The sequence below is a fragment of the Thalassovita mediterranea genome (assembly GCF_001458435.1).
GTDB classification, from domain to species: domain Bacteria; phylum Pseudomonadota; class Alphaproteobacteria; order Rhodobacterales; family Rhodobacteraceae; genus Thalassobius; species Thalassobius mediterraneus.
In genome coordinates this window covers 68,566-94,999 of the sequence record NZ_CYSF01000018.1, presented here as the reverse complement: position 1 = coordinate 94,999, position 26,434 = coordinate 68,566, and the positions used below count along the sequence as shown (strand labels likewise).

Below are 26,434 nucleotides of genomic sequence, written 5' to 3'. Positions count from 1 at the left end.
ACGTCCCTGCTGATGCGGATCAGATCCGCGTCAGCAATTCCCGCATAGAGGTGACATTCATCCGTTTGTAGGCCTTTTTGCGATGGGTGATCACCGTGGTTTCAGCAACCCCCAGGATCTCCGCTATCTCAGCCGCGGTGCGCCCTTTGATTGTCATCGCCGCCACTTCGCGTTCGCGTTTTGTTAGGCTGGGATGATTGAGGGCTAGACGTGCCTGAACATCCTGATCATGGGCTTCGGCCTCTTTCAGGGTCTGACCAACATGGCGTTCTGCGGCGACCATTATGGTGGCCATCGTGGCGATCAATCCGTCACGCGCCGTGCGCGGGAAGGTGCCAAATTCAGTCGAACTGTAAAGGCTGACCGCCAGACCGAACCCCGCCCGCCGCCGCACCAGCGACACCCGACTGGTGATACCGGGCAGGTCATAACAATCGCGCCGATAGGGAAAAGAGGTCAGATCGCCTGCTTCATGATGGGTAAAGAAATCCCCATCGCCTTCCTCACCCAGCAACAAACGGGCGTTTCGATCCTGCGCCCAATGGCGCCCGTAGCCCTCGGCAGCACGATCGGCGCGCCGTTGCCCCAATTGCGATGCTGTGCCCATCAACAAGGGCGCATCCCTGTCGCCCTCGCAATAAAGCGATGCAAAATCCGCCCCGGTCAGCGCATGGGCAAACCGCACAGCTGCTGCCACAAAATCCGGCCGCCCAATGGCCGCCATCAACGGCGTCACACTCGACAAGGGGGCCGACAGATCAGGTAGCGCACCGGTCAATTTGAATTCATCCAGCATGGCCGCCCTCCTGTGGGTCACGCGGCCCGACCGGACGGGCGGCACTTAGGTCTGAGCGAATACGGATCAGCTCACAGGGCGCGCCCACTTCCAGTCGTCCGATCCCCGGCTCAGCGCCGATCAAGCACGCCGGGGCTGCGGTTGCTGCATTCAGGGCCTCTGCCAGTGGCAGGCCAACCTGATGATGCATAATCCGCACCGCCGTTGTCAGGTCGAGGTCCGCACCCGCCAATGTCCCGTCCGACAACGTCAACCGTCCATCGCGGCGATTGATCTGGCGACCAGCCAATTGGAACCCGGTCAAATCAGTCCCTGCAACCGCCATCGCATCAGATACCAAAAATATCCCCCCCGCCTTGGCCCGCGATGCCAAACGCAGGGTCGCAGGATGCACATGCACCCCGTCTGCAATTACCCCTGCACATACCCCGGGATGATCCAGCGCCGCGCCAACAACACCTGGCGCACGACTGCCAAGACCACTCATCGCGTTGAACAGATGTGTGGCGCACCGCGCGCCCGCGTCGAAATAGGCGTACGCGGTCTGATAATCCGTGTCTGTATGCCCCAGCGACACCACCGCACCCGCAGCAACCAATGCGCGGACCTGATCCAGCGTCACGTTTTCCGGCGCCACGGTCACCATCAATGCGGGCAAGTCGCGCGCGGCGGCGACCAGTTCGGCCAGATCTTCTTCACGCATCGGGCGGATCAGGGCGCCGTCATGGGCGCCCTTGCGCGCCACGGACAGATGTGGCCCCTCCAGATGTAGCCCCAAAATACCGGCCTGCCCTTCAGCCACAGCCTGACGCACCTCGGAAATGGCCGCACGTGTGACCTGCGGACGGTCCGTGATCAAGGTGGGCAGGATATGCGTTGCCCCAAGACTGCGATGCGCCTGTGCCATTCGATGCAGGGTCGCTTTATCGGGTGCATCCCCCAACATCACACCACCGCCACCGTTCAGTTGCAGGTCCACATAGCCGACGCTTAGAATATCCCCATTCAGATCAACCTGCTCCGCGTCCTGTGCTGTCGCCCGAACCTGGTCCAACGGGCCCAGCGCCGCAACCTTCCCGGCCTCGATATGCAGGGCATGGTCCGCACGCAGGTCGTGGCCGTCAAAAATTGGCCCGCCGTGATATATCACTGCCGTCATTGTCCTGCCTCCTGCGCTGCGACGCGGGCACGGGCGAAATCCACCGCGCCTTCCAGTGGCTCAGCCTGTGGCGGGGTCACGGCTGCCTGCATCCGGTCTGGCAGATAGGATGCGTATTGCGGCCCAAGCCCACCAGTCAGGCACAGGGTCTGCCCAGTCTGCCATCCCATTTGCTCAAGCACATGCGCGATATGACCCGCGCCCGCCTGCATCACTTCGGCCGCCATAACATCGCCTGTCGCTGCCGCCGCAGTCACCCGACGCGCCAGCGCACCGAAGTGCGCCGGGCTCGCCTGTGCGGCCCACGCGACAATCTGCGGCGCAGGTCCCAGATCCTGAAGCAGGCCCTGCCCCAGATCACTGCGCGCGCGCAAGCCGTCTGCTTCTGCCAATGTCAGGTTCAACGCCCGCCGGCCCAGCCAGGCGGCCGATGCCTCATCCCCCAAGGTCAGCCCCCAACCGCCGCATAGACGGATCTGAGCACCAGCCTGCACACCGAAAAACGATCCGGTGCCGCAATGGGCCACAGCACCCGCATCCCTGCCAAGAGCTGCACGCAGGGCAATTCGTTGATCTTCTCCCACTTCGCACTGGGCGAGCGGCAGCGCCGCTGCGACCCGCTGCGCCAGTTCGGCATGCGTCACCCCCGCCAGTCCCAAATAGGCCGGCACCGCCACAAGTCGTTCAAACGGCACCTGGGCAGCATTGGCCAGATCCCGCAAGCCCTGCCGCAAGGTGTCACAAGCACCCTGAAAATCACTGGATACGTTGGTTGGCCCAGCCTCTACCATCCAGCGCTGACCATCGCCCAGCACCAGCGCCATTCGACATCGGCTACCGCCCCCGTCCACGGCCAGCACAGCGCCCGCCAGTTCCATTGTTTGTCCGGCCAAGATTGCCCCCTCTCCGGCGTGCAAACATCACACAGATGTGCCAACTGCTGTCAGCGCTGATGTGTTGTTGCACAGCCTGCCCTGAGGGAAGTGCGGTTATCCACAGGAATTGCACAAGTTACCCACAGGAATGCAGTAAAATACACAGGGGTTTTGGCCGTTTTCTTAACCACTTGGCAAGAGTTTTGCGATCTGCTGCGAACCTCTTGTCGTCCAACAGAAGGCCAAACCAATGCGATTTCTGCCCATCGTGTTGGGCTGGGTAATAGCTGCCTCAGCCCTGTCCGCCATCGCCTCTATTCCGGGCCCTTCGGTCCATGGCGCAAATGATCTGTCAGACCTGCCTGCTGCCCATAGTGCAGGCTGACGCATCCAACGCGGATCACACATGACACAACAGGGGGCAGCCCCACTGCCCCTGCAAATACCCACGTTCCATCCGCCCTAGCGGGAATGGGACGGTTGCCGAATGCGCAGTTCGTGCAATTCAGTATCAGTAGGAGTTTGTTTAATGCGTTTCATCACCCTTGTCCTTGGCACCGCTGTCACCATCACCGCGTTCTCGATGATGTCGACCTATGCCGCCACGCCGGATCGGGTCCTGCCTGCCGCAGTGATCAACTGATCGACAGACTGTAATCGGTAATCGGGCTGGACGCCCTAGGCCAAGCGTGGCTTGATAGCGCCATGCAACGTCTGTTCCTGTTTTTCTGCCTGTGCCTGACCTGCCTGACAATGACCGCCTGCGGTCGCCCACTGACAGAGGGAGAGCGTCATTATGCACAAACGCTCTATGGGGATCAGCTGGATTTGGACCGGGTGAGATTGGTGGACGGCCACTTTGCCCGCAGTGTCAAATGGCGCTATGCGCCGCGCCCGCGTGTCACCTGTCAGGAACGGATTTTTCCACCAGTCACTGGTGAGTTTCTGGAAACCTCGCCGGGGGCAATTGCGCTCTACCAACGGGTCTTTGTGCGCCGCGATCTCTATCGCGACGACTTCACTCAAGTCTACGCACTCCGCGGCAACGCTACAGATCCCAAGACACGCCCTGCCACGAATCTATATGACCTGATGCTGTTTGCACATGAAATGGCGCACGTCTGGCAATGGCAGAACCGGTCGCGCACCAACTACAGCCCGTGGCGGGCGGCGGGGGAACATGGTGGCGGCCGTGATCCCTATCTTTTCGACATAAACAGTCAGCCTGATTTCCTAAGCTTCCCCTTTGAACAGCAAGCAGCCATCGTCGAAGAATTTACCTGCTGTCGCGCGCTGGCACCGCAGGCGGCACGCACCAAACGCCTGCATGACATGCTGGCAGAGGTGATGCCTGTGCAACTGCTTCAATCGCGCGCAGACGCCATCGCAGCGGTCCCTTGGAAAGGGGTCGAGGTGCAGGGCATCTGCGATTAACGCACGGCATTAGGGCGTTTGCAGCGTTTCCAGATAGGCCATCAGCGCAGCCAACCGGCGCGGCACTGGCGTTAGCTGTGCCTCATCCGTCAGGGCGTCATCGGTCAAGGCGACCGGCACCGTATCGCCACCAAGGAAACCGCCAAATTCAGGCATCCGGTCCCGCGCAATGGTTTGACGGTTGTACCCATCAATCGTGGCCAGCACCCGTTGTCGGGGGAACACACCATCATTTCCTTGCGCCAAGACCGTCAGGTCCGCCGCTGGGGTCACGTCATTACGGATCACAGCCGTTTCGCTGGCCGCCCCGCGCCCGTCGGTTCCGTGGCACATAGCGCAGTTTTCAGCAAACAGCATCGCACCCTCGCGTGCTTCGGGCATCGCCACGTCCTTTTCCGGCGCACAGGCCGAGAGTACGAGAGCGGTCAACAAAACGGTGGGTTTCACACGGCTCTGCATCTTTGGTTTGGTGATCATTGAATGGCCTCCCATTGGTGCGCACCGCACATCTCGTTGTCGATGACCCTACGCTTTCATGCGGCAATTGCACATTGATGCGGATCAGATCGCACTTAGCTGTCCCACCTCCAGCCGCAGCACGCGGTCCATCCGCGCGGCCAGTTCCATGTTGTGGGTGGCGATCAGCGCCGACATGCCTGTGGATCGCACCAGCGCCATCAACGCGTCAAACACCTGATCCGATGTGCCGGGGTCCAGATTGCCCGTCGGTTCATCCGCCAGCAGCAAGCGCGGTTCATTCGCCAGTGCCCGGCAAAAAGCAACGCGCTGTTGTTCACCACCAGACAAGGCCGCAGGGCGGTGATCAGCGCGTTCGCCCACCCCCACACGGGCCAAGAGGTCAGCGGCGCGTGTCTGTGCCTGCGCCTTGGACACGCCATTGGCCAGTTGCGGCAGCACCACGTTTTCCAGCGCGGTAAATTCCGGCAGCAGGTGATGAAACTGATAGATAAATCCCACATCCTCGCGCCGTGCGCGGGTGCGGCGACGGTCGCTTTCACCGGTCATTTCCTGCCCGTTCAGCGTCACGGTGCCACCGTCAGGCGTGTCCAGCAGACCCGCCATATGCAGTAGCGTTGATTTACCCGCGCCCGACGGCGCAACCAGCGCCACAACCTCACCCGCCGCAATCGACAGGTCCACGCCCTGCAATACGGTCACAGGATTGGCGGTATCTTTGGCGTAGGTTTTGGTAATGCCGTTAAGGGCCAGAACAGGATCACTCATAGCGCAGCGCCTCCACAGGGTTCATACGGGCCGCGCGACGGGCCGGAAAGATGGTGACAACAAAGGACAACCCCAGTGAAAGCGCCATCGCGGTGGCGACATCGCCCGCCTGCAGTTTGGCTGGCAAATGGTAGATGCCCCGGATCGACGCATCCCACGCCTGCCCACCGGACATCCAGTTCACCAGCCCAAAGATCGGGTCAATGTAATAAGCAAAGAGGCACCCAAACAGCACACCTGCCGCCGTGCCCACCATCCCCGTCAGTGATCCGCAGATGAAGAAGACACGCAAAACCGCCCCCTCTGTCAGGCCCATGGTGCGCAGGATGCCGATGTCGCGGCCCTTGTTCTTTACCAGCATGATCAGGCCCGACACGATGTTCATCGCCGCGATCAACACCAGAATGGCCATGATGACGAACATCACGTTATCCTCGATATCCAGCGCCCGCAGGAACCCGCCGGAGGCATCGCGCCACGTCCACAACTGGGTGCCATTGCCCCCTGCCCGCAACAGATCCAGCTGCAGGGCGTCAATCGCCTCTGGCACCTTGACCATCACCTCCAGCTCATCCGCCGTATCGTCACGGTTAAAGTACTGCTGTGCCTCAACAAAGGGCATGTAGACCCGCACCCGATCAATGTCATACCGCCCGGCAGAGAAGACATAGACCACCTCATAGGCCTTCACCCGTGGGGAGGTGCCAAAGGCAGTTTTGACCCCGTTGGGAGAGATGACCTTGATCTTGTCACCCACAGTGACGCCCAATTCCCGCGCCACACCGGATCCGATGGCAATCCCCTCGCCAAAGCGGCTGATGTCGCCCAATCCGGTTTCCGCGTTGACGATGCGGGGGATGGTTTTCAGATCGTCAGCCGCGATGCCATAAACCTCGATCCCCGCATTGTAGGTGCCGCGATTGGCCATCACCTGCCCCTTGATCAGCGGGGCAACGCGCGTCACGCCATCGACGTCGCGGATACGGTCTGCCATCGCCTGATAATCAGGGATGCTGCGATCAATGCGGCCCGTGCGCTCATCCACGCGACCAATGCTGTAAACGGTCACATGGGCATTGGCGCCAAGGATCGTATCCACAAATTCGGCCCGAAACCCGGCCCGCACCGCCAGCGTGGCAATCAGTGCAAAGACCGCCAGCGTGATCCCGATGAGAGAGATCCATGTCATCACGCTGACCCCACCCTCCGCACGGCGCGCGCGCAGGTAACGCCAGGCGATCATCCACTCAAAGCGGGCAAATGGGGGGGGCGTTGCAGCCATGGGAGACCTCATATGGGTTGTTCGGCCACAGAGGTGACGCAGCCTTGGCGCGCGGTCAAGGTCTACGCGCCCCATAACGGCTTAACAGGCGGCACTGTGCCTGTGTCGCATCGCGCCAACAGCTTGATTTTCAAGGGCTGCGGCGCGCGCCAAACATTCCCGCATAAGTCGCATACGGAGTTCGCCAAGTGACTGGTGCGCACCGCACTGCCAAAACCCGAACACACCACCGCCCGCAGGATAGGAGACACAGATGCAAACCGCATATTCCCACCGTCAGCCGCTATCGCTCATGCTGGGCGTTCTAATCTTTGCCGCCGCATTGACCCCGACTGCCGTGATGATCATCCGCGGATACGAGGTCAGCCTTGCCACCACAGTCATCCCACGGTCACAGGTGCCGGTTGCCGCGCTGCTGATACACGGCGTGCCTGCAACGCTGTTTCTGATTCTGGGCGCGTGGCAAATCCTGCGCCTGCCGCTGGCCCCGCTTGCCAGACACCAGCATCGGCAACTGGGGCTGGTCCTCTGGCTGTTGTCGATGTTCGGCGCGCTCAGCGGGCTTTACCTACCGCTGCGCTGGCCGGATGTCAGCGGATCAATCCTTTACTATGGGCGCCTGATCGCGGGCAGTTTCTGGGTGGTCGCACTGATCCTTGCACTGCACGCGCTGGCGCTGCGGGACTACCGCAATCACGGGCGCTGGATACTGGCCACCTACGGCCTGGCGCTGACCGCAGGCACGCTGCCATTTCTGATGACGCCAGTGATGCTGGTCCTACTGCTGTTCGGCGGCAGTTCTCTAATGATTGAGGAGACGCTGCAGGTGCTGGCGTGGCCGCTCAACATCTGGCTGATCCTTACCCTGACCCGCCGCGCACGGCGGCGCCCAAAGCCCTCAATGCAAAAAGGCCACCCCGTAGGATGGCCTTTCTAACGCTCTTATCGCCAAAATCAGAAGACGTGGACGCGATGCGGTGCGTAGATCTCGATGATCTTCTGCACGGCCTGTTCGGGCGGCAGCTCCTCGCTGGCGCCGGTGCGGCGGCAGGTCAGTTCCACAACGCCGTTTTTCAGACCACGCGGGCCAACGGTGATACGCCAGGGCAGACCGATCAGGTCCATGGTGGCAAACTTGCCACCCGCGCGTTCCTTGCGATCATCATAAAGCGGCTCCAGCCCAGCGGCGGTGAAGCTCTGGTAGAGTGCGTCACAGGCAGCGTCAGCCTCGTCATCGCCCTGTTTCAGGTTCACAATCCCAACGTGGAAAGGCGTCACGCCTTCGGGCCAGATGATGCCGTTTTCATCATGGCTCGCCTCGATGATCGCGCCCAGCAGACGGCTGACACCGATGCCGTGGCTGCCCATGTGGACCTCACCCGGTTTGCCATCGGGGCCCTGAACAGTGGCGCCCATCGCCTCGGAATACTTGGTGCCGAAGTAGAAGATCTGGCCAACCTCGATGCCACGGGCAACGCGGCGGCGTTCCTCGGGGACTTCGTTGAACAGCGCTTCGTCATGGGTTTCATCCGTGCGAGCGTAGCGCGAGGTGAATTCCTCCAGCACGGCCTGACACTGTTCGACGTTGTCGTAATCAATCTGACGATCGCCGAATTTCAGATCGGTGATTTCGCGGTCATAGAACACCTCGGACTCACCCGTTTCAGCCAGCACCAGGAATTCGTGGGTGTTGTCACCCCCGATGGGACCGGAATCAGCGCGCATCGGGATCGCCTGCAGGCCCATACGCTCATAGGTGCGCAGGTAGCTGACGAGGTGACGGTTGTAGGCGTGCAGCGCATCTTCCTTGGTCAGGTCGAAGGTGTAGCCGTCTTTCATGTAGAACTCGCGCCCCCGCATCACGCCGAAACGCGGACGGATCTCATCGCGGAATTTCCACTGAATCTGATACAGGGTCAGCGGCAGATCCTTGTAGCTGTTCACGTGGGCGCGGAACACATCGGTGAACAGCTCCTCAGCAGTGGGCGAAAACAGCATGTCGCGGCCATGGCGGTCCTGCATGCGCAGCATTTCCTCGCCGTAGCCGTCATACCGGCCCGACTCGCGCCACAGATCCGCAGATTGCAGCGTCGGCATCTGCATCGGAATGTGACCGGCGCGAGCCTGTTCCTGATGAACAATGTTTTCGATCTTGCGCAGCACCTTGAAGCCAAGCGGCAGCCAGGAATAGATACCAGCAGATTGCTGTTTGATCATACCGGCGCGCAGCATCAGACGGTGGCTGACAATCTGCGCCTCGGACGGGTTTTCTTTCAGAACGGGCAGGAAATATCGGGACAGGCGCATGGGGCTCTCTCTAGAGGTACAGAGTTTCAACGTTTCGACCGGTTTAGTTGCTGTTGCAAAGGCAAGCAAGGGGTGGCTCCCCTCTCGGCGCCCAAGGGCGCCAAGCAACAAGTTTCAACACCCCGAGTCTCGACGCACTTCACCTCACTCGGTAAGCGCTTTCAGCCGCTCGGATACGTGGGATGCCAACAAACCACATATCCCCATCGTCGCTGCCCCCAATAGAAGGCCCACCAACCAAGTCACGATTTTGGGTAAATCAAAGGTGAAGGTCAGGACATACGTAAAGCCTGCATAAATCCCGAACACAACGGGAACCGCCCACAAGGCGGCAAGCGTTTCAAATTCCTTTGCCCGCACAAAAACCCAAGAGGCGTAGCACCAATATCCCCCCATTATCACAGCGAGGAACCGGATGGACCAATAGTCAAAATCGAATTCTATCCAGCCAATCACACACGCCACGATCAACAACACAAATGACAAAAACAATAAAAGAAGTATGGGGCCAAACAAAATATCGAACGCCTCAGAGATTGTTGCTCTAATCCTTGTCCACACGTCCCCCCCCTTTTCTAGCACCTACGATGCAACGCATCTTACAAGAATAGGCAACGTCTACCAAACGCCAGATTTAGAGCTAACAGTCCGTCCCCCCCCTTTCACCGTTTGCCATAAACACTCGAGGCTGAATGCGCTGTTAGGGGCAAAGGATAGCGGCCCCAACGCCCCTTGATCTACGCCGCTGAACAGACGACATAGGTAGGCAGAATTTTACGCGATGACACCGCAACTCCACATTAGGGGATCCCGCATGGCACTGCCCGTCAAAGAACAAGTTGGCTACTGGACCGCCGCCACCGCCGCATCGGCGCTGGCGCTTTGGTATCTGGGGGATGTGATCCTGCCGTTTGTGCTGGGCGGTGCGATTGCCTATTTCCTCGATCCTGTGGCCGACAAGCTAGAGGATCTGGGCGCCAGCCGTGTTCTGGCAACCGTGCTGATATCGCTGGGCGCGGTTTTGGTGTTTGTGCTGGCTGTGTTTCTGGTGGTTCCGTCGCTGATCAACCAGTCGCTGGCCCTGTTCGAAGTCGCGCCGCAAGCGTTCAACGATCTTTGGACCTTCCTCACCGGGCGGTTCCCGCAGCTGCTCGATGAAAACTCTACCCTGAACCAGTCGCTTATGCAGGTGGGGCAAACCATCGAATCCAAAGGCGGCGAATTGCTGAACGCGATCTTCTCGTCCGCGATGTCGATTATCAATGTGGTGATGCTGTTGGTGATCGTGCCGGTGGTGGCGTTTTACCTGCTGCTGGATTGGGACAACATGGTGGCCAAGGTCGACGATATGCTGCCGCGCGATCATGCGCCGGTCATTCGTGATCTGGCAGGTCAAATCGACAAAACGCTCGCCTCCTTCATTCGTGGCATGGGCACTGTCTGTCTGGTGCTGGGCACCTATTATGCCATCGCGCTGATGGTGGTGGGGCTGCAGTTCGGCCTTGTGGTCGGTTTTGTCGCTGGTGGCCTGACCTTCATCCCCTATATCGGCGCGCTGTTTGGCGGTGCGCTGGCCATCGGCCTGGCGCTTTTCCAATTCTGGGGCGACTGGGTTTCGATCGGGCTGGTTGCTGGGATCTTTGTTCTGGGTCAGGTGATCGAGGGCAACGTGCTGACGCCCAAGCTGGTGGGTCATTCGGTGGGCCTGCATCCGGTTTGGCTGATCTTTGCCCTGTCGGTCTTTGGCACGCTGTTTGGGTTTGTCGGTATGCTGGTGGCTGTTCCTGTCGCCGCCTCTATTGGTGTGGTTGCCCGTTTTGCCATCGGCAATTACAAGGGCGGGCGACTCTATCAAGGACATGCCGGAAAGCATAACGAGTGAACCATCGCCAGCTGAGTTTTGATCTACCCGTGCGTCCAGCACTGGGGCGCGGGGACTTTTTTGTGTCCCCCGCCAATGCGATGGCGGTTGTTCTGCTTGAACGCTGGCAGGACTGGGCGGGTCACAAACTGGCCCTCATCGGCCCCAAGGGCGCCGGCAAAACGCATCTTAGCCACGTTTGGGCCGCCACATCGGGCGCGCTGATCCTCAAGGCCACTGATCTGGGCGATGTGCCGATTCCCGCCGTCGCCATGGGCCCCGTTGTGGTCGAGGATGTGCAGGACATCGCAGGCAATCGCGAGCTGGAAGAAGCGTTGTTTCACCTGCACAACCTGGTGCTGGCCGAAGGGTTTCCGCTGCTGGTCACTGCCGACAAACCGGCGCATCTGTGGGGGCTGACCCTGCCCGATCTGCAAAGCCGGATGCAGGGCACGCAATCGGTGACGCTGGACCAACCCGATGATCAACTTCTGGCCGCTGTGATCACCAAACTGTTTGCCGACCGCCAATTGATGCCCGCACCTGACGTGATCACCTATCTGGTCGCACGCATGGACCGCAGCTTTGATGCCGCACGCGATCTGGTCGCCGCACTGGACCGCGCCGCACTGGAACGCAAACGTCCCGTGACGCGCAAACTGGCGGCAGAGGTGCTGGGCCAAAGCGAACTGCCTGATTTGCTGGACAATTCAGCCTAAGCACGCGATCCTGCAGATGTGCCAATTGCGGCAACACCCGCAGGCGTCACCAATCCTTTACATGTTGCGCGCATAAGCACGCTTCAGACCCTTGCCCCCAAGGCACCCCCAAGAAGAGCCCGCCGGAACCCCCATGTCGAACGCCGATTTCCTGAACGCCCCATTCCCCGCGCCCGTCGCCCTGCCCGATCTGGACCTCGAAGGCCCTGAACGGTTTCATAACCGCGAGCTGAGCTGGCTGGGCTTTAACTGGCGCGTGCTGGAAGAGGCGGAAAATCCCAAGGTGCCGCTCCTCGAACGGGTGCGTTTCCTGTCGATCTCGGCCACCAACTTGGATGAGTTCTACACTGTGCGCGTCGCGGGCTTGCGCGAATTGAAGCGTGAGGGGCGCACAACCCCCGCCGCCGATGGGTTGGCGCCGTGGCAGCAGCTGGAACTGATCAACGAAGACGCCCGCAATCTGATGATGAGTCAGCAGCGCATTTTTGACGATCTGCGTCAGCAACTGGCGGATGAGGATATCCATATCCTCGACCAGTCCGGCGTGCCTGAGGCGGATATGAAATACCTTGAGGATGTGTTCCTTAATCAGGTGTTCCCTGTCCTGTCACCACTAGCGGTGGATCCGGCGCACCCGTTTCCGTTCATCCCCAACACTGGTTTTTCACTGGCGCTGCAACTGGAACGCCGCCCCAGCAAACGCCAGCTGATCACCCTGTTGCCGATCCCCGCGCAGATCAGTCGTTTTGTCGAACTGCCCAGCGACAAGGGCGTGCATCGTTTTCTGCCGTTGGAAGAGCTGCTTTTGCTGTTCACCGACAAACTGTTCCCCGGCTACACGATCAAGGGCCACTGCACCTTCCGCGTGCTGCGTGACAGCGATCTGGAGGTTGAGGAAGAGGCCGAAGACCTAGTGCGCGAATTTGAGGTCGCCCTGAAACGACGCCGCCGTGGTGAGGTGGTGCGTATGAAAATCTCTTCCGGCGCGCCAGCGATGCTGAAGTCGGTGATCACGCAGGAACTGCACGTCGACACCGATGAAATCGTCGAAGTGGACGGCATGATCGGCATCGCCGATGTGAAGGAACTGGTTCTGGATCAGCGCCCTGATCTGCTGTGGCCGGGTTTCACCCCGCGTGTGCCGGAGCGGGTGCAGGATTTCGACGGCGATATGTTTGCCGCGATCAAGCAGAAGGACATGCTGCTGCACCACCCCTATGAAACCTTTGATATGGTGGTGCGGTTCCTGAAACAGGCCGCGGCTGACCCCAATGTGGTAGCGATCAAACAGACGCTTTACCGGACCTCCAAACGATCGCCCATCGTTGAGGCGTTGTGCGAAGCGGCGGAGGATGGCAAATCCGTCACCGCACTGGTCGAGCTGAAGGCGCGTTTTGATGAGGCGGCGAACATCCGTCAGTCCCGCCGTCTGGAACGGTCGGGGGCGCATGTGGTGTATGGGTTTGTGGATCTGAAAACCCACGCCAAAATCTCTACCGTGGTACGCCGTGAGGGTGACAAGCTGGTCACCTACACCCACTACGGCACCGGCAACTACCACCCGATCACCGCACGGATTTACACAGACCTGAGCCTCTTCACCTGTGACGAGGATCTGGGTCGCGATGCGACCAAGGTATTCAACTACCTGTCGGGCTATGTGGAACCCCAAGGCCTAGAAAACCTTGCTATTTCACCCAAAGGTCTGAAACAGCGGCTTCTGGAAAACTTCGAGAAAGAGGCCGAACACGCCCGCGCCGGACGCCCTGCTGAGATTTGGGCGAAGATGAACTCGCTGATCGATCCAGAGATTATCGACGCGCTCTACAAGGCCAGTCAGGCGGGCGTGAAGATCTCCCTCGTGATCCGCGGCATCTGCGGGCTGCGTCCGGGCATCAAAGGGTTAAGCGAAAACATTCGGGTTAAATCGGTTGTCGGTCGTTTCCTTGAACACTCGCGCATCGCCTGTTTCGGAAATGGCCACGGGCTGCCGTCGAAAAAGGCCAAGGTTTACATGTCCTCCGCCGACTGGATGGGCCGCAACCTGAACCGCCGCGTGGAAACGCTGGTGGAAATCACCAACCCCACCGTGAAGGCGCAGATTGTCAGCCAGGTGATGGCGGCGAACCTTGCCGATGTGGCGCAAAGCTGGGTGATGGCGCCCGATGGCAGCTTTACCCGCGCCGAACGCCCCGAAGGTGTGTTCAATTTCAACTGCCACCGTTTCTTTATGGAAAACCCATCCCTGTCTGGTCGCGGCTCTGCCGGGGCGAAGGATGTGCCGAAACTGACCCATACCGACGATTGATGCGGGCGACCGCCCCCGTCACTAGGGCGGCGATAGACCGCAGCCCTTTTCCCCACTTCCAATGATTGACCCCGCCGCCTTGGCGGGGCATCAAGGTATTGGAAAGAAGGAACATCGCCATGGTAGCACCCGCCGATCTGACGCCAAAGAACGGGAATACCTCCCTCTCCAATCAGGGGGATGTGGGTGAGGATTGGGGGCCCTTTGGCCGACCATTGTTCAACGATCCCTCGTCCCGCGCGCTTAGCCGTGTTGGGGTGATTGATGTTGGGTCCAACTCTGTTCGGATGGTGGTTTTTGACGGCGCGGCACGCTCGCCCGCCTATTTTTACAACGAAAAGATCATGTGTGCCCTTGGCGCAGGCCTCGCCGAAACCGGCAAGCTGAACCCCGAAGGACGCAAACGCGCGCTGTCGGCAATGCGGCGGTTCCAAAAACTGGCCGACGGGATGAACGCATCCACCCTCACCGCCGTTGCCACCGCCGCCGTGCGCGAGGCCAGCGACGGCCCCGATTTCGTCGCCGAGGTGCTGGCAGAGACCGGCATCACCGTGCATGTCATTGATGGTGAAGAAGAAGCGCGGTTGTCAGCGCAGGGCGTGCTGCTCGGCTGGCCCGGGGCCTATGGTCTAATCTGTGATATCGGTGGTTCATCGCTGGAACTGGCCGAGATTAACGATGGCAAGGTTGGCAAGCGCGTCACCTCTTCCCTCGGGCCGCTGAAACTACGCGATGTGAAAGGCGGCAAGAAGGGCCGCAAAGCCCATATCGCCGCGGTGATGGAAGATCTGGCGCAGGAAATGGGCCCACAGCCCAACCGCCTGTTTCTGGTCGGCGGTTCATGGCGTGCCATTGCCAAGATCGACATGGTCCGGCGCGGCTACCCGCTACACGTGCTGCATGAATACCGGATGAACGCCAAATCCGTGCGCGACACCATCGCTTATATCGAAGAGCGCAGCATTGATGAGCTGCGCCGCAGTTGCGGGATTTCCGAGGCACGGATCATTCTCGTCCCTATCACCTGCGAAGTGCTGAAACGGCTGATCCGCACCTTCAAACCCCATGACATCGCGGTGTCCTCCTACGGGATCCGCGAGGGGATGCTGTATGAACAGATGTCGGATGAATTGCGTGAACGCGACCCGCTGATTGAGGCGGCCCGATTTGCCGAAGCCAAGGATGCCCGCCTGCCGGGGTTCGGTAAAACGCTGTATGAATTTGTCTCGCCCCTGTTCAAATCGGCGAAATGGGAACGCAAACGCCTGATCAAGGCTGCGTGCCTGTTGCATGACGTCAGCTGGCGCGCGCACCCCGATTATCGAGCAGAACTGTGTTTTGACAACGTGACCCGCGCCAACCTTGGCGGTTTGCGCCATTCGGAACGGGTGTTTCTGGGGCTGGCGCTGATGAACCGCTACAAAAACAGCAGCACCGATAGCCGGTTTCCGGGGATTTTCGATCTGCTGGATGAAAAAGACCTCAAAGACGCTGAAGTGCTGGGCAAAGCGATGCGTCTGGGCGCGATGCTGTGGCCGCGCGCGGATCAACAGATCGGCGAATTGACCTTGTTCCCGAAAAAGAAAGAGCTGCACCTGAAACTCAGCCCCGATGCAGAACCGCTGTTTGGCGAAGTGGCGCGGTCGCGCCTTGCGTCCCTCGCCCGCGCGTTGGAGGCTGAGGTCACGGTCAAAATCCGCTGATCAGAGATCAATCGCCTCATTTGTTCCCGCCTCTGGTGCCTCTTCCGGCGCCTCCTCGGGCTGTTTGCGGCGCAGGATGATATCGCCATTAGGCAGGATTTCCGGTGGGTGGTATTGGGTAAAATCCTCCACCTGATCCAGCAGGTCCGCCAATGCTGGCCCCATTTCATCCAGCAACTGCCGCAACGCGGGTTCCATTTCTGCCGTCAGATCGTTGAGACCGTCAATCGCAGGCTCCATCTCTTCGATGATGCCTTTCAGGAACAGCTTCGCGCCCTCCTCCATCAGGGAAAAACCATCTTCTTCCGGCGCTTTATCTGGGGCTGCATCTTGGGCGGCCGCAAATGTCAGGGGGCTCAGGGTCAAAAACACGCAAAGCGTGGCGGGGATCAGGCGATGTGTCATAGCAGCAAGTATAGGCGCGAACTCACCCAATTCCGAGTGGCGCGCGGATAGGGTGATGTGGCGGGCCAAAGTTCGCCTATTTGCGCCCGATCAATCGATGTCGATATCCAGCACCACCGGAAAATGATCCGACGCCATCAACAGCGCCGCCTGCAAATCCGCATCGCCGAAACAACCCTCATCCTCAAACGGGTGCCAGATCCGCCATTCAGGGCGTTTCGCCCGTAGATCTGGCGAAATCATCACATAATCCAACAGTGCCTGAAGGTAGCGTTTTTCATGCGGCAGATAAAACCGAGAGGTCGAAGGTTGCGCCCAGCGATTGCGCAATGCCCCTGTGGCATGGGGATCATAAAGGCACCTCTCCGCCCCTGCGTGATCCTGCGCCCCCAGCACAATCTCGACCGATGACCGACCAAAGAGATCCTCATACTCATCCAGTCCCGGACCATCATTCAGATCACCCATCACCATCAGCGGCGTACCCTCTGCCAGCACCGCTTCGACCCGACGGCGCAGCCAGATCGCCTGCGCCAACTGTTTGCGCCGATTGGCGATGGATGCGCGCATCACCGCATCACGGCCCTGCGCGCCATAGGGGGCCTTTGATTTCAGATGAGCGCCGATCATGCGAAATTGGAACCCGCCCGCTGTTTCCAATGCCAATTCTAGCGGTGGCTTGGAAAACTGCACCTTGTCGGCGCGTGCATCCACATCCAGATCAATCGCCAGCGTCTGATCAAAACGTGGCGCTTCGGGGTCCGATTGTGGATCATGCCGCGCCTTTAGCACGTTTGGATCATAAAGCAGCGCGATTTCCTGCTGGGTGTGATTGGCAAACCCAATCAGCGCATGATCGGTGCGCAACCCAAACCGTTCTGCAAAAGCCTGCAAGGCGACAACAGTGCTGCGATGACGACTGTCATCCGGCGCCTCGATCACCATAACCGCGTCGGCATCCATGGCCCGAAACACATCGCCCAGCGCCTGTAGCTGTTCGGCACGGGTTACATCGCGACGTTTGGACCAGCGGCCATCTTCGAGCAATGCGCCCGTGTCATCAAACAAGGCGTTGAACCATTCCACGTTATAGGTGGCGATGCGCATCAGGCTGCTTCGGGACCACGTAGAGAGGTAATCTCTTCCCAGGCGTTGTTTAGGTCAATCATCCGTTTTTCCGCCATCCGGATCATTTCCTGCGGCACCCCACGGGCCATCATCGCATCAGGATGGGTGTCGCGCACCTGTTGCTTCCACGCCTTACGGATGTCAGCCACCGGTGTATCGGGGCTAACCCCAAGAACAGTGTAGGGATCAGGCGCTGCATCAGGAACGAACCGGGCGCGCAGCGCGCGGAAGTCATGTTCTTCCAGACCAAAAATTTCAGCCACTTGGGCAAGGAAATCGTTTTCCGCCGGATGATAGGTCCCATCCGCCATCGCGATGTGGAACAGCCCCTCCATCAGGTCACACAGACAGGCATCGGAGTTTTCAAACATTCGCCGAATACGCAGCGCGTAATCTTCAAACCCTGCCACGTCGCGACGGGCCAGATTGAACACACGTGCCGCCCCTGCCTCATCCTCACGGGCGATCTGGAACACCTCGCGCATGGCGGTAACCTCATCACGGGTCACCTGACCATCTGCTTTGGCCATTTTCGCCGACAGCGCGATCACCGCGATGGTAAACGCAACAGAGCGTTCCGGCGGCGTGCGCAGCCGATCAAAGATCTCGCTCAGCGGTTCCCCACTGGTCAGTGCGCTGAGCGCGTCGCTTATGCGTTTCCAAATGGACATGCGGTTAGTTTATCCTGCCGTTCTAAGGCTGTCAGGGTTTATTGTGTTACATCGGGGTCAACAACGCTTGAACAGCCGAAACACGCCTAAGCCCCGCCTATAGAAGCTTCTGCATCAGCACAAGATCAAGGGCACGGCTGAACTTTGTGCCCACCTGCGGCAGTCTGCCCACCTCTGTATAGCCTTGCGCGGCATGAAATCGCTGCGCGCCACTGTTTTCGCCACTGATCCCCGCAATCAGGCACCGCAGACCCGCATGGCGCGCGTGATCCTCTAACGCGGTCAACAAACGGCGGCCCAGTCCCTGCCCCTGCGCGCCCTCTGCCAGATAGATCGTATGCTCCATCGTCTGCGCATATCCCGGACCTGCGCGAAACGGCCCATAACAGGCCAGTCCCAGCAGCTGATCCCCCGCAACCACCACCAGATACCCCTGCCCTGCCGCCTGACGAGCGGTGATGTCGGCAGCGATGCCATCAGTTGTTTTCAGATCGGTGGTGAAGGTCACTGTGGTGTCCGCGATGATCCGGTTCCAGATCACAGTAATGTCTGGCGCGTCGGTCGGTTCTGCGGGTCTGATCACAACGGTCATAGCCAGCGTTCCTGCCCAGCCACATCAAAACAGGCGCGCATCAGTGGCGCATCGCCAGCGGTGATCACCACACGCGGATCGTCCAGCAGCGGCGCTAGAGTAGCAGCCAGCGCTTCGCCTTGGGGGTGGGTCACCTCCAACCGTGTCAGCCGCGCGCCCGATTGCACCAGACGGGGCGCCGGATGTGCCCCCTGCCACTCAATCAACGCCGGACACATCTCGTCATAGGGCAGTTTGCCATCCTCAGGCACCGCCATTTTCCAGCGCAGATCCCCACGGGCCAGATCAACAATACGCCCCGCCCCTGCGGGCATTTGCGCCAGTGCTGTGGTCATGTCATCCGTGCGACAGATCCAATTGTGCAAACGCGCTGCCCCTGCAAAACGATCCAAGTTGAACCACCGCGCATCCACAGGCGCCCGCGCGGCAGGATCGATGGCGATCACCTCCAGATACAGGCCATCCGCCAGGCCGATCAGCAAATTATGGGTGGCGAACCGTTCATGCTGCCCACCGGGCTGCATTTTTATGCCCAAAGTTTGAAGAACATGGGCCTGTCCTTCATCAAGTGTATTTGCCGCCACGGCCAGATGATCTAAGGTGAGCATTAAACAGATCTTTCCCCACGTCGTTGTTATTAAACTGAGTATCGTGAAATCCAGTTTGATAGGTAACGCGGATAGAGAGTAAAGGAAACGCAATGCTTCTACGGGCAATCGACAAGTTTTTCAGGCACGAAGCCTCCGGAGGCATCCTTTTGATGCTCTCTGCGGTCGCCGCACTTATCGTGGCAAACTCTGCCCTTTCGGTTTTTTATGAAGATTTTCTGGGCGCCTATTTCGCGGTGACTCTGGATGGTGTTGGCCTGAAAAAGCCGCTGATCCTGTGGATCAACGACGGTTTGATGGCGATCTTCTTCTTCCTCATCGGTCTTGAGCTGAAGCGCGAGATGATGGAGGGCAAGCTGAAGAACCCCGCAGATGTCGTGCTACCCGGTATGGCGGCCGTGGGCGGCATGGTGATGCCGGCGCTGATCTTTGTGGCGCTGAACTGGGGCTTGCCTTCGGTCACCGGCTGGGCGATCCCTGCGGCCACCGATATTGCCTTTGCGCTGGGCATTCTGGCGCTGATGGGCAGCCGTGCGCCTGCCTCGCTAAAGGTATTTCTGCTGACGCTGGCCATTTTGGACGACCTTGGCGCGATCATCATCATTGCGCTGTTCTATACGGCTGAGCTGAAAATCGACTACCTCTATCTGGCCCTGATACCGCTGGGCGGGTTGATCTGGCTGAACCTCAAAGGCGCACACCGCATGGCGCCTATGATCCTTCTGGGCGTGGTGATGTGGTTCTTCGTGCTGAAATCGGGCGTTCACGCGACGCTGGCCGGTGTGATCACCGCCTTCTGCATCCCGATGAAGGACAAATGGGGCAAGAGCCCGCTGCATTCGCTGGAACACGCGCTGACACCCTATGTGCTGTACCTGATCATCCCCGTCTTTGCCTTTGCCAACGCTGGTGTGGTGCTGCAGGGCATGACCATTGCCGATCTGTTTGCACCGCTGCCGCTGGGCATCGCGCTGGGTCTGATCCTGGGCAAGCAGGCGGGCGTTTTTGGCGTCACCTTCCTGATGGTCAAGGCGGGCCTGGCCCGTATGCCGCATGGCGCCAACTGGCTACACATCTATGGCGTCGCCTGTTTGGCTGGTATCGGCTTTACCATGTCGCTGTTCATCGGCTCGCTCTCCTTCTCGGATGCGGCGATGATGAACCAGGTGCGCATGGGCGTTCTGTCCGGCTCTGCCATCTCTGCGATCCTTGGCGCGGCGGCCCTGTGGGTGGCCAGCAACAAAGAAGCGGATGAGGCTACTGAGGCCACAGGTGAGGCGGCCAACGCCTAACCCCCAACGCTATCAGGAGACCTAAGAAAGGCGCCCCCTCATGCAGGTGGGCGCCTTTTTCGCGTGCTGCAAACGAGCAAGAAAAAATGCCAAATCAAAGATTTGGCAGCGCCCGAACCGCCCCCACGGGGCGGGCGCTTCGCTTCGCCCCTCGGTTCGTGCGCGGCTACATCACTTGTTCACTTATCGTATCTTCTCAGAGGAGTTGCTGGGTACTCCAATAGCCTAACAAAAAGCCCCGACAGCGCGCAGCTGCCGGGGCTTTCTAGTTGTTTAACGGATCGCTTTGACCCGATCAGGCGCGGGCTTCGCGGATGATGTTCAGGATATCCTGCGCAGCCTCTGGGATGTTGGTGCCTGGACCAAAGATCGCTTTCACGCCTGCGTTTTTCAGGAACTCGTAGTCCTGCTGCGGGATCACGCCGCCGCAGATCACGATGATGTCTTCGGCGTCTTTTTCCTTCAGCGCCTCTATCAGCTGCGGGGCCAGTGTTTTGTGACCTGCCGCCTGAGACGAGATACCGACGACGTGCACGTCGTTGTCCACCGCATCCTGCGCGGCCTCTGCTGGGGTTTGGAACAGCGGGCCTACGTCGACGTCAAAACCAATGTCGGCAAAGGCGGTTGCGATCACCTTGGCGCCACGGTCGTGACCATCCTGACCCATCTTCACCACCAACAGACGCGGGCGACGCCCCTCTGCTTCGGCGAACTCTTCGATGGATTTCTGGATGTTGGCGAAACCTTCGTCGCCTTCATAGGCGGCGCCGTAGACGCCTGCGAGGGTCTTCACTTCGGCGCGGTGACGGCCGAATTCCTTCTCCATTGCCATGCTGATTTCCCCAACGGTTGCGCGGGCGCGGGCTGCTTCGACAGCCAGTGCCAGCAGGTTGCCGCCCTCTTTGGCGCCTTTGGTCAGCGCATCCAGTGCAGCGGTGCAGGCCGCCTCATCACGGGTGGCGCGGATCTGGTTCAGGCGGGCGATCTGGCTTTCGCGTACCGCCACGTTGTCCACGTCCAGAATGTCGATCTGGTCTTCTTCGGCGAGGCGGTATTTGTTCACGCCAACGATCACCTCTTCGCCACGGTCGATCATCGCCTGACGTTTGGCCGCCGACTCCTCGATCCGCAGTTTCGGCATGCCAGAGGCCACAGCCTTGGTCATACCACCCATCGCCTCAACCTCTTGGATCAGATCCCAGGCTTTTTCGATCAGCTCTTCGGTCAGGCTTTCAACGTAGTAAGAGCCGGCCAGCGGATCGACCACGTTGGTGACACCGGTTTCTTCCTGCAGGATGATCTGGGTGTTGCGGGCGATCCGAGCCGAAAATTCGGTCGGCAGTGCGATCGCTTCGTCCAGCGCGTTGGTGTGCAGCGACTGAGTGCCGCCCAGAACCGCTGACATCGCCTCATAGGCGGTACGGATCACGTTGTTATAGGGATCCTGTTCCTGCAAGGACACGCCCGAGGTCTGGCAGTGGGTGCGCAGCATTTTGGAACGCTCAGACTTGGCGCCGAAGTCTTCCATCACGCGATACCACAGCGTCCGCGCTGCACGCAGTTTCGCCGCCTCCATGAAGAAGTTCATGCCGATGGCAAAGAAGAACGACAAACGACCGGCGAATTTATCCACGTCCATGCCCGCATTGATCGCGGCCCGCACATATTCGCGGCCATCGGCGATGGTGTAGGCCAGTTCCTGCACCAGGTTCGCGCCCGCCTCCTGCATGTGGTAGCCCGAGATCGAGATCGAGTTGAACTTCGGCATTTCGTTCGAGGTATATTCGATGATGTCCGAAATGATCCGCATCGACGGCTCTGGCGGGTAGATGTAGGTGTTGCGCACCATGAACTCTTTCAGAATGTCGTTCTGAATGGTGCCTGCCAGAAGCGACTTGTCGTGGCCCTGCTCCTCACCTGCAACGATGAAGCTGGCAAGGATCGGGATCACCGCGCCGTTCATGGTCATCGACACCGACACCTTGTCCAGCGGGATACCGTCGAACAGGATTTTCATATCCTCAACGCTGTCAATCGCAACGCCTGCCTTGCCCACGTCACCCACAACACGTTCATGGTCACTGTCATAGCCACGGTGCGTTGCCAGATCGAAGGCCACGGAAACACCCTGCTGACCAGCGGCAAGGTTTTTGCGGTAAAAGGCGTTCGATTCCTCGGCGGTCGAAAAACCTGCGTACTGACGGATGGTCCAAGGACGGCCCGCGTACATCGTCGCCTTCACACCACGGGTAAAGGGCGCGAACCCCGGCGTGGTCGAAACGTGGGGCAGATCCTTGATGTCCTCAGCCGTGTAAAGCGGCTTGATGTCGATGCCTTCCAGCGTCTTCCAGGTCAGATCCTCCAGCGGGCGCCCGCGGAGTTCTTTTTCGGCGAGTTTGCGCCAATCTTCGTTGCTGTTGGTCATGCTATCGTCCTTTCGTCTGCGCCAGGAGGGGCGCGCTATGCGGATGGCTGTGGCAGGTGGTCCCAGATGATGGGGCCACAGGTGTTTTCATGTGTTTCGTGGTCGCAATCGGCGCAGAGATGCCTATATCTTGATCGACAGGAGGCTTTGCTTTGATGCGACACGTATTTGGAATTCTTGCGGTTTTATCCCTGCCCTTCGGCGCCAGCGCCGGATTGGCACAAGAGGCGAGTGCAACGCCAGAGTTACCTATCGTCGACAGCGCGGAGGTTGCGCTGGAGGATTTTCTGTGGACCAAACGGCCCATCGTCGTTTTTGCCGATGCCGCTGCGGACCCACGTTTTGTGGAACAGATGCGGTTTCTGGAAGCCGACGTAGAGGAATTGCTGCTGCGCGATGTGGTGATCCTGACGGACACCGACCCAAAGGCAAAGTCTGCCCTGCGCAAGAAACTGCGCCCGCGCGGCTTCATGCTGGCGTTGATCGACAAGGACGGCGGCATCAAACTGCGCAAACCGGCCCCGTGGACGGTGCGCGAAATCACCCGGTCCATCGACAAATGGCCAACACGGCAACAAGAGATACGGGTAGAGCTGGGCAAGGAGTGAGGCCCAGCATTCATTGCCTGTGACACAGTCACAGGCAGCGCCCGACCCGCCCCCCATGGGGCGGGCGCTTCGCACCCACCCCTGCGGGTCAGGCGCGGCAATTCAATATCGAGTGTTGCGCCCGCCGTCACATCACAAGAAGCGCTACGCAAATACACAGAGGTATTTGCGTAGGCCTCTCCCCGCTTTGTCGCGGGGGATATGGCGTAACGGCGGGCCAAGGCTCACTCGAACTCGATGATCACATCATCCACGGCAAGGCTGTCGCCCGGTGCCGCGTTGATCTTGCTGACCACGGCTTTCTTCTCGGCGCGCAGGATGTTTTCCATCTTCATCGCCTCAACGGTGCACAGCGCCTGACCTTCCTGCACTTCGTCGCCCACTTCCACGTCGACCTTCACGATCAGACCCGGCATCGGGCAAAGCAGCATTTTCGAGGTGTCCGGCGGCAGTTTTTCCGGCATCAGCTTGGCCAGTTCGGCCTGACGCGGGGTGCGCACGTGCACCTTCAGGTCGGCGCCACGGCTGCGGATGCGGAAACCGCCCGAGATTTTGCCGACCTTCAGCACCAGCGGGTCACCGTCAACGGTCAGGTTCGCCAGCTGATCACCCGGCGTCCATTCGGACGCAACGCGGTGGCTGCTGCCATCTGCGAAGGTTACGGTGGACCCATCGTGATCCGCAGCGATGGACACGGGGAATTCGGTGCCCTGCAGGGTCACAACCCAATCGGTGCCAACGCGGCGTTCGTGGTTGTCCATACGGCCCGACACGCGGGTGCGGCGAATTTCAGCAACGCGGTGCATTGCGGAACAGGCCGCGGCAATACGCTTCAGCGCCTCTTCCGGCAGGTCCACACCTTCGAAACCTTCGGGGTATTCTTCGGCGATGAAGGCGGTGGTCATGTCACCGCTGATGAATTTCGGATGGTCCATCACGGCGCTGACGAACGGCAGGTTGTGACCAATGCCTTCCAGTTCAAAGCCATCCAGCGCGTTGCGCATGGCCTCAATCGCCTCCCCACGGGTCGGCGCCCATGTGCAGAGTTTCGCGATCATCGGGTCATAGTACATCGAAATCTCGCCGCCTTCAAAGACGCCGGTATCGTTACGCACAGCAAAGCTGTCACCAATGGTGGCGTCATCGGCCCATTTACCGTTGTCCTGCATCGGACCTGCAGCGATTTCCGCTGGCGGACGGTAGCGGGTCAGACGACCGATCGACGGCAGGAAGTTACGATAGGGATCTTCGGCGTAGACGCGGTTTTCAATCGCCCAGCCGTTAATCTGCACGTCTTCTTGCTTGATGGTCAGCTCTTCGCCATTGGCGACGCGGATCATCTGTTCGACCAGATCAACACCGGTGATCAGTTCGGTCACAGGGTGTTCCACCTGCAGACGGGTGTTCATTTCGAGGAAGTAGAAGTTCTTATCGCCATCAACGATGAATTCCACAGTACCGGCGCTGGCGTAGCCCACGGCTTTGGCCAGTGCGACGGACTGTTCGCCCATCGCTTTACGGGTCGCTTCGTCCAGGAAGGGCGACGGCGCCTCTTCGACAACCTTCTGGTTCCGGCGCTGGATCGAACATTCACGTTCGTTCAGGTAGATGCCGTTGCCGTGCGCATCGCACAGAACCTGAATTTCGATGTGACGCGGCTGGGTCACGAACTTTTCAATAAAGATACGGTCATCGCCAAAGCTGTTGGCCGCTTCGTTCTTAGACGACTGGAAGCCTTCGCGCGCTTCGTCGTCGTTCCATGCGATCCGCATGCCTTTACCACCACCACCGGCGGAGGCTTTGATCATCACCGGATAGCCAATCTGGTTCGAGATTTTCACCGCTTCTTCGGCGTCCTCGATCAGGCCCATGTAGCCCGGAACGGTAGACACGCCTGCCTCTTGGGCGATCTTCTTGGAGGTGATTTTATCCCCCATCGCTTCAATTGCGCCTTTAGGCGGGCCGACGAAGGCGACGCCTTCGGCTTCCAGCGCCTCGGCAAACTTGGAGTTTTCGGACAAGAAGCCGTAGCCCGGGTGAACCGCCTGCGCGCCCGACTGGCGGATCGCGTCCATCACCTTGTCGATGACGATGTAGGATTGGTTCGCCGGCGGCGGGCCGATGTGGATGGCTTCATCCGCCATTTTCACATGCAGCGCCTGTTTGTCGGCGTCCGAATAGATGGCCACGGTCTGAATGCCCATCTTGCGGGCCGTCTTGATAACGCGGCAGGCGATTTCGCCCCGGTTCGCGATCAGGATCTTATTGAACATTTCTCGTCCCTTCCAAATTGGCGCCCGCACGCATCGCGTCCGGACACATGGCAACAAAAACCCCACCGCAGCGCAGGGCCACGGTGGGGTTCAATTCTACAGGCTGCGCAGGACGAACCTGCACAGCAGTCAGCGCCGCATCAGCAGCGTGACGGGTATGCTTCGCAGTAAGCGACGTTGGCCGCAGCGCCAGCAATTGCGCCGGCACCGATGTTTCCATCAATGACCGCGGCAGTTGCGACACCTGCGCCTGCGCCATAAAGCGCGCGCTCGCCGACCGTGTCACCGCAGGCCGACAGGCCGGTCGCCGCGACCGCTGCGAGAATCCAGATTTTTGCAGACATGAGTGGCCTCTCTTTTGTGTTGTTTCCAAAGAGAGTTCACCGCCTTTGCCACACTTTGCCAAGCGCTGAGGCGCCATACGGGTGAAATCGGCAAAGCTCTGCTTGCGCGGCGCGGGCGGGCACGCTGCGGCAAAAAAAGAGGACGAAGGTGCCGCAGACTGGCACCTCCGCCCTTGAGGGGAAGGGTTTGGGCTTGGGACACAAGCGATTGCGGCGCCCCCAGGCTTTGGGGCGTTCGCAACTGTCTCCACGGTGCCTGAGGCCATCGCCCCAGCCAAGCGCGCGCCAGCAACCTCCGCGAAATGGGCCGCTTCCTGCTCAATTGTGGACAACCAAGGCAAGTTCCCGCCGAAACCAGCGTCTACGCTGAAGGGTAGCGCGCCACATGCAGGCGTCACA

At 59.7% G+C, this 26,434-nt stretch carries 25 protein-coding genes; 9 read left to right on the top strand and 16 right to left on the bottom strand.

Annotation, left to right across the window (positions count from 1 at the left end):
- Positions 1-19: 19 nt before the first annotated feature.
- Genes TM5383_RS15505 through TM5383_RS15495 form a run of 3 tightly spaced genes read right to left on the bottom strand, consistent with a single transcriptional unit; the run spans position 20 to position 2,848 of the window.
- Positions 20-796 (bottom strand): helix-turn-helix transcriptional regulator, encoded by a 777-nt coding sequence (locus tag TM5383_RS15505; RefSeq protein WP_058319952.1) that lies wholly within the window; start codon positions 794-796, stop codon positions 20-22.
- Positions 786-1,955, bottom strand: a complete 1,170-nt coding sequence (gene nagA, locus TM5383_RS15500; RefSeq protein ID WP_058319951.1) for an N-acetylglucosamine-6-phosphate deacetylase — start codon at positions 1,953-1,955, stop codon at positions 786-788. Before nagA ends, TM5383_RS15505 begins: the two co-directional genes overlap by 11 nt.
- Positions 1,952-2,848 (bottom strand): glucosamine kinase nucleotide-binding domain-containing protein, encoded by an 897-nt coding sequence (locus tag TM5383_RS15495; protein ID WP_231725184.1) that lies wholly within the window; start codon positions 2,846-2,848, stop codon positions 1,952-1,954. Before TM5383_RS15495 ends, nagA begins: the two co-directional genes overlap by 4 nt.
- Before the next feature lie 232 nt (positions 2,849-3,080).
- Between TM5383_RS15495 and TM5383_RS17115 the strand changes: the two genes are divergently transcribed.
- Entirely contained in the window at positions 3,081-3,215 is a 135-nt protein-coding gene (locus TM5383_RS17115; protein WP_268807777.1) for a hypothetical protein, read from the top strand.
- A gap of 320 nt (positions 3,216-3,535) precedes the next feature.
- Positions 3,536-4,264: a hypothetical protein gene (locus TM5383_RS15490; protein WP_058319949.1), complete on the top strand. Its 729-nt coding sequence runs from the start codon at positions 3,536-3,538 to the stop codon at positions 4,262-4,264.
- 9 nt (positions 4,265-4,273) lie between these two features.
- Here TM5383_RS15490 and TM5383_RS15485 read toward each other — a convergent pair whose 3' ends face one another.
- The 3 genes from TM5383_RS15485 to TM5383_RS15475 all read right to left on the bottom strand — a co-directional run bounded on the left by TM5383_RS15485 (position 4,274) and on the right by TM5383_RS15475 (position 6,791).
- Positions 4,274-4,741, bottom strand: coding sequence for a c-type cytochrome (locus tag TM5383_RS15485; protein WP_058319948.1), 468 nt, complete (start codon positions 4,739-4,741; stop codon positions 4,274-4,276).
- 84 nt (positions 4,742-4,825) lie between these two features.
- Positions 4,826-5,509 (bottom strand): ABC transporter ATP-binding protein, encoded by a 684-nt coding sequence (locus TM5383_RS15480; protein WP_058319947.1) that lies wholly within the window; start codon positions 5,507-5,509, stop codon positions 4,826-4,828.
- Complete coding sequence (locus TM5383_RS15475; RefSeq protein WP_058319946.1) at positions 5,502-6,791, bottom strand: lipoprotein-releasing ABC transporter permease subunit; 1,290 nt, start codon at positions 6,789-6,791, stop codon at positions 5,502-5,504. Before TM5383_RS15475 ends, TM5383_RS15480 begins: the two co-directional genes overlap by 8 nt.
- Before the next feature lie 253 nt (positions 6,792-7,044).
- Here TM5383_RS15475 and TM5383_RS15465 point away from each other — a divergent pair, with 253 nt between their 5' ends.
- On the top strand, positions 7,045-7,728 hold the full coding sequence (locus TM5383_RS15465) for a DUF2306 domain-containing protein (protein WP_058319944.1): 684 nt from the start codon (positions 7,045-7,047) through the stop codon (positions 7,726-7,728).
- 17 nt (positions 7,729-7,745) lie between these two features.
- On the opposite strand, the gene proS is transcribed toward TM5383_RS15465, so the two are convergent.
- Positions 7,746-9,098 carry a proline--tRNA ligase gene (gene proS / locus TM5383_RS15460; RefSeq protein ID WP_058319943.1) on the bottom strand — a complete coding sequence of 451 codons (1,353 nt, stop codon included), beginning with the start codon at positions 9,096-9,098 and terminating at the stop codon, positions 7,746-7,748.
- A gap of 144 nt (positions 9,099-9,242) precedes the next feature.
- The gene (locus TM5383_RS15455; RefSeq protein ID WP_058319942.1) at positions 9,243-9,659 is read right to left on the bottom strand and encodes a hypothetical protein; all 417 of its coding nucleotides are present in this window, start codon (positions 9,657-9,659) and stop codon (positions 9,243-9,245) included.
- 253 nt (positions 9,660-9,912) lie between these two features.
- Here TM5383_RS15455 and TM5383_RS15450 point away from each other — a divergent pair, with 253 nt between their 5' ends.
- The 4 genes from TM5383_RS15450 (at position 9,913) to TM5383_RS15435 (ending at position 15,689) form a co-directional block, all read left to right on the top strand.
- Entirely contained in the window at positions 9,913-10,980 is a 1,068-nt protein-coding gene (locus tag TM5383_RS15450) for an AI-2E family transporter (RefSeq protein WP_058319941.1), read from the top strand.
- The gene (locus TM5383_RS15445; protein WP_058319940.1) at positions 10,977-11,678 is read left to right on the top strand and encodes a P-loop NTPase family protein; all 702 of its coding nucleotides are present in this window, start codon (positions 10,977-10,979) and stop codon (positions 11,676-11,678) included. Before TM5383_RS15450 ends, TM5383_RS15445 begins: the two co-directional genes overlap by 4 nt.
- 133 nt (positions 11,679-11,811) lie before the next feature.
- Positions 11,812-13,986: an RNA degradosome polyphosphate kinase gene (locus TM5383_RS15440; protein ID WP_058319939.1), complete on the top strand. Its 2,175-nt coding sequence runs from the start codon at positions 11,812-11,814 to the stop codon at positions 13,984-13,986.
- 119 nt (positions 13,987-14,105) lie between these two features.
- Complete coding sequence (locus tag TM5383_RS15435; protein WP_082645511.1) at positions 14,106-15,689, top strand: Ppx/GppA family phosphatase; 1,584 nt, start codon at positions 14,106-14,108, stop codon at positions 15,687-15,689.
- Here TM5383_RS15435 and TM5383_RS15430 read toward each other — a convergent pair whose 3' ends face one another.
- From TM5383_RS15430 to TM5383_RS15410, 5 genes are all read right to left on the bottom strand, one after another.
- A complete protein-coding gene (locus TM5383_RS15430) occupies positions 15,690-16,094 on the bottom strand; it encodes a hypothetical protein (protein ID WP_058319938.1) in 405 nt (134 codons plus the stop codon).
- 90 nt (positions 16,095-16,184) lie between these two features.
- A complete protein-coding gene (locus TM5383_RS15425) occupies positions 16,185-17,201 on the bottom strand; it encodes an endonuclease/exonuclease/phosphatase family protein (RefSeq protein ID WP_058319937.1) in 1,017 nt (338 codons plus the stop codon).
- Entirely contained in the window at positions 17,201-17,893 is a 693-nt protein-coding gene (locus TM5383_RS15420) for a molecular chaperone DjiA (RefSeq protein WP_058319936.1), read from the bottom strand. Before TM5383_RS15420 ends, TM5383_RS15425 begins: the two co-directional genes overlap by 1 nt.
- A 97-nt stretch (positions 17,894-17,990) precedes the next feature.
- Positions 17,991-18,485, bottom strand: coding sequence for a GNAT family N-acetyltransferase (locus tag TM5383_RS15415; protein ID WP_058319935.1), 495 nt, complete (start codon positions 18,483-18,485; stop codon positions 17,991-17,993).
- Positions 18,482-19,093 carry a VOC family protein gene (locus TM5383_RS15410; protein WP_058319934.1) on the bottom strand — a complete coding sequence of 204 codons (612 nt, stop codon included), beginning with the start codon at positions 19,091-19,093 and terminating at the stop codon, positions 18,482-18,484. Before TM5383_RS15410 ends, TM5383_RS15415 begins: the two co-directional genes overlap by 4 nt.
- Before the next feature lie 92 nt (positions 19,094-19,185).
- On the opposite strand from TM5383_RS15410, the gene nhaA reads away from it, so the two are divergent.
- A complete protein-coding gene (gene nhaA / locus TM5383_RS15405) occupies positions 19,186-20,385 on the top strand; it encodes a Na+/H+ antiporter NhaA (RefSeq protein WP_058319933.1) in 1,200 nt (399 codons plus the stop codon).
- A 295-nt stretch (positions 20,386-20,680) separates the two neighbouring features.
- Here nhaA and scpA read toward each other — a convergent pair whose 3' ends face one another.
- Complete coding sequence (scpA, locus tag TM5383_RS15400; protein ID WP_058319932.1) at positions 20,681-22,810, bottom strand: methylmalonyl-CoA mutase; 2,130 nt, start codon at positions 22,808-22,810, stop codon at positions 20,681-20,683.
- Between the two features lie 155 nt (positions 22,811-22,965).
- Here scpA and TM5383_RS15395 point away from each other — a divergent pair, with 155 nt between their 5' ends.
- Entirely contained in the window at positions 22,966-23,418 is a 453-nt protein-coding gene (locus TM5383_RS15395) for a DUF4174 domain-containing protein (protein ID WP_058319931.1), read from the top strand.
- A 224-nt stretch (positions 23,419-23,642) separates the two neighbouring features.
- Here the strand turns inward: TM5383_RS15395 and TM5383_RS15390 are convergent, their stop codons facing one another.
- A complete protein-coding gene (locus tag TM5383_RS15390) occupies positions 23,643-25,691 on the bottom strand; it encodes an acetyl-CoA carboxylase biotin carboxylase subunit (protein ID WP_058319930.1) in 2,049 nt (682 codons plus the stop codon).
- 140 nt (positions 25,692-25,831) lie between these two features.
- Complete coding sequence (locus TM5383_RS15385; protein ID WP_058319929.1) at positions 25,832-26,035, bottom strand: hypothetical protein; 204 nt, start codon at positions 26,033-26,035, stop codon at positions 25,832-25,834.
- Positions 26,036-26,434: the final 399 nt, after the last annotated feature.

What these genes read in the sequence shown, in the direction of transcription:
- TM5383_RS15390 (WP_058319930.1), bottom strand. Translation starts at nt 25,691, where the DNA reads ATGTTCAATAAGATCCTGATCGCGAACCGGGGCGAAATCGCCTGCCGC.
- TM5383_RS15420 (WP_058319936.1), bottom strand. Translation starts at nt 17,893, where the DNA reads ATGTCCATTTGGAAACGCATAAGCGACGCGCTCAGCGCACTGACCAGT.
- TM5383_RS15410 (WP_058319934.1), bottom strand. Translation starts at nt 19,093, where the DNA reads ATGCTCACCTTAGATCATCTGGCCGTGGCGGCAAATACACTTGATGAA.
- TM5383_RS15385 (WP_058319929.1), bottom strand. Translation starts at nt 26,035, where the DNA reads ATGTCTGCAAAAATCTGGATTCTCGCAGCGGTCGCGGCGACCGGCCTG.
- nhaA (WP_058319933.1), top strand. Translation starts at nt 19,186, where the DNA reads ATGCTTCTACGGGCAATCGACAAGTTTTTCAGGCACGAAGCCTCCGGA.
- scpA (WP_058319932.1), bottom strand. Translation starts at nt 22,810, where the DNA reads ATGACCAACAGCAACGAAGATTGGCGCAAACTCGCCGAAAAAGAACTC.
- TM5383_RS15465 (WP_058319944.1), top strand. Translation starts at nt 7,045, where the DNA reads ATGCAAACCGCATATTCCCACCGTCAGCCGCTATCGCTCATGCTGGGC.
- TM5383_RS15480 (WP_058319947.1), bottom strand. Translation starts at nt 5,509, where the DNA reads ATGAGTGATCCTGTTCTGGCCCTTAACGGCATTACCAAAACCTACGCC.
- TM5383_RS15505 (WP_058319952.1), bottom strand. Translation starts at nt 796, where the DNA reads ATGCTGGATGAATTCAAATTGACCGGTGCGCTACCTGATCTGTCGGCC.
- TM5383_RS15450 (WP_058319941.1), top strand. Translation starts at nt 9,913, where the DNA reads ATGGCACTGCCCGTCAAAGAACAAGTTGGCTACTGGACCGCCGCCACC.
- TM5383_RS15490 (WP_058319949.1), top strand. Translation starts at nt 3,536, where the DNA reads ATGCAACGTCTGTTCCTGTTTTTCTGCCTGTGCCTGACCTGCCTGACA.
- TM5383_RS15485 (WP_058319948.1), bottom strand. Translation starts at nt 4,741, where the DNA reads ATGATCACCAAACCAAAGATGCAGAGCCGTGTGAAACCCACCGTTTTG.
- TM5383_RS17115 (WP_268807777.1), top strand. Translation starts at nt 3,081, where the DNA reads ATGCGATTTCTGCCCATCGTGTTGGGCTGGGTAATAGCTGCCTCAGCC.
- proS (WP_058319943.1), bottom strand. Translation starts at nt 9,098, where the DNA reads ATGCGCCTGTCCCGATATTTCCTGCCCGTTCTGAAAGAAAACCCGTCC.
- nagA (WP_058319951.1), bottom strand. Translation starts at nt 1,955, where the DNA reads ATGACGGCAGTGATATATCACGGCGGGCCAATTTTTGACGGCCACGAC.
- TM5383_RS15440 (WP_058319939.1), top strand. Translation starts at nt 11,812, where the DNA reads ATGTCGAACGCCGATTTCCTGAACGCCCCATTCCCCGCGCCCGTCGCC.
- TM5383_RS15435 (WP_082645511.1), top strand. Translation starts at nt 14,106, where the DNA reads ATGGTAGCACCCGCCGATCTGACGCCAAAGAACGGGAATACCTCCCTC.
- TM5383_RS15475 (WP_058319946.1), bottom strand. Translation starts at nt 6,791, where the DNA reads ATGGCTGCAACGCCCCCCCCATTTGCCCGCTTTGAGTGGATGATCGCC.
- TM5383_RS15425 (WP_058319937.1), bottom strand. Translation starts at nt 17,201, where the DNA reads ATGCGCATCGCCACCTATAACGTGGAATGGTTCAACGCCTTGTTTGAT.
- TM5383_RS15415 (WP_058319935.1), bottom strand. Translation starts at nt 18,485, where the DNA reads ATGACCGTTGTGATCAGACCCGCAGAACCGACCGACGCGCCAGACATT.
- TM5383_RS15430 (WP_058319938.1), bottom strand. Translation starts at nt 16,094, where the DNA reads ATGACACATCGCCTGATCCCCGCCACGCTTTGCGTGTTTTTGACCCTG.
- TM5383_RS15395 (WP_058319931.1), top strand. Translation starts at nt 22,966, where the DNA reads ATGCGACACGTATTTGGAATTCTTGCGGTTTTATCCCTGCCCTTCGGC.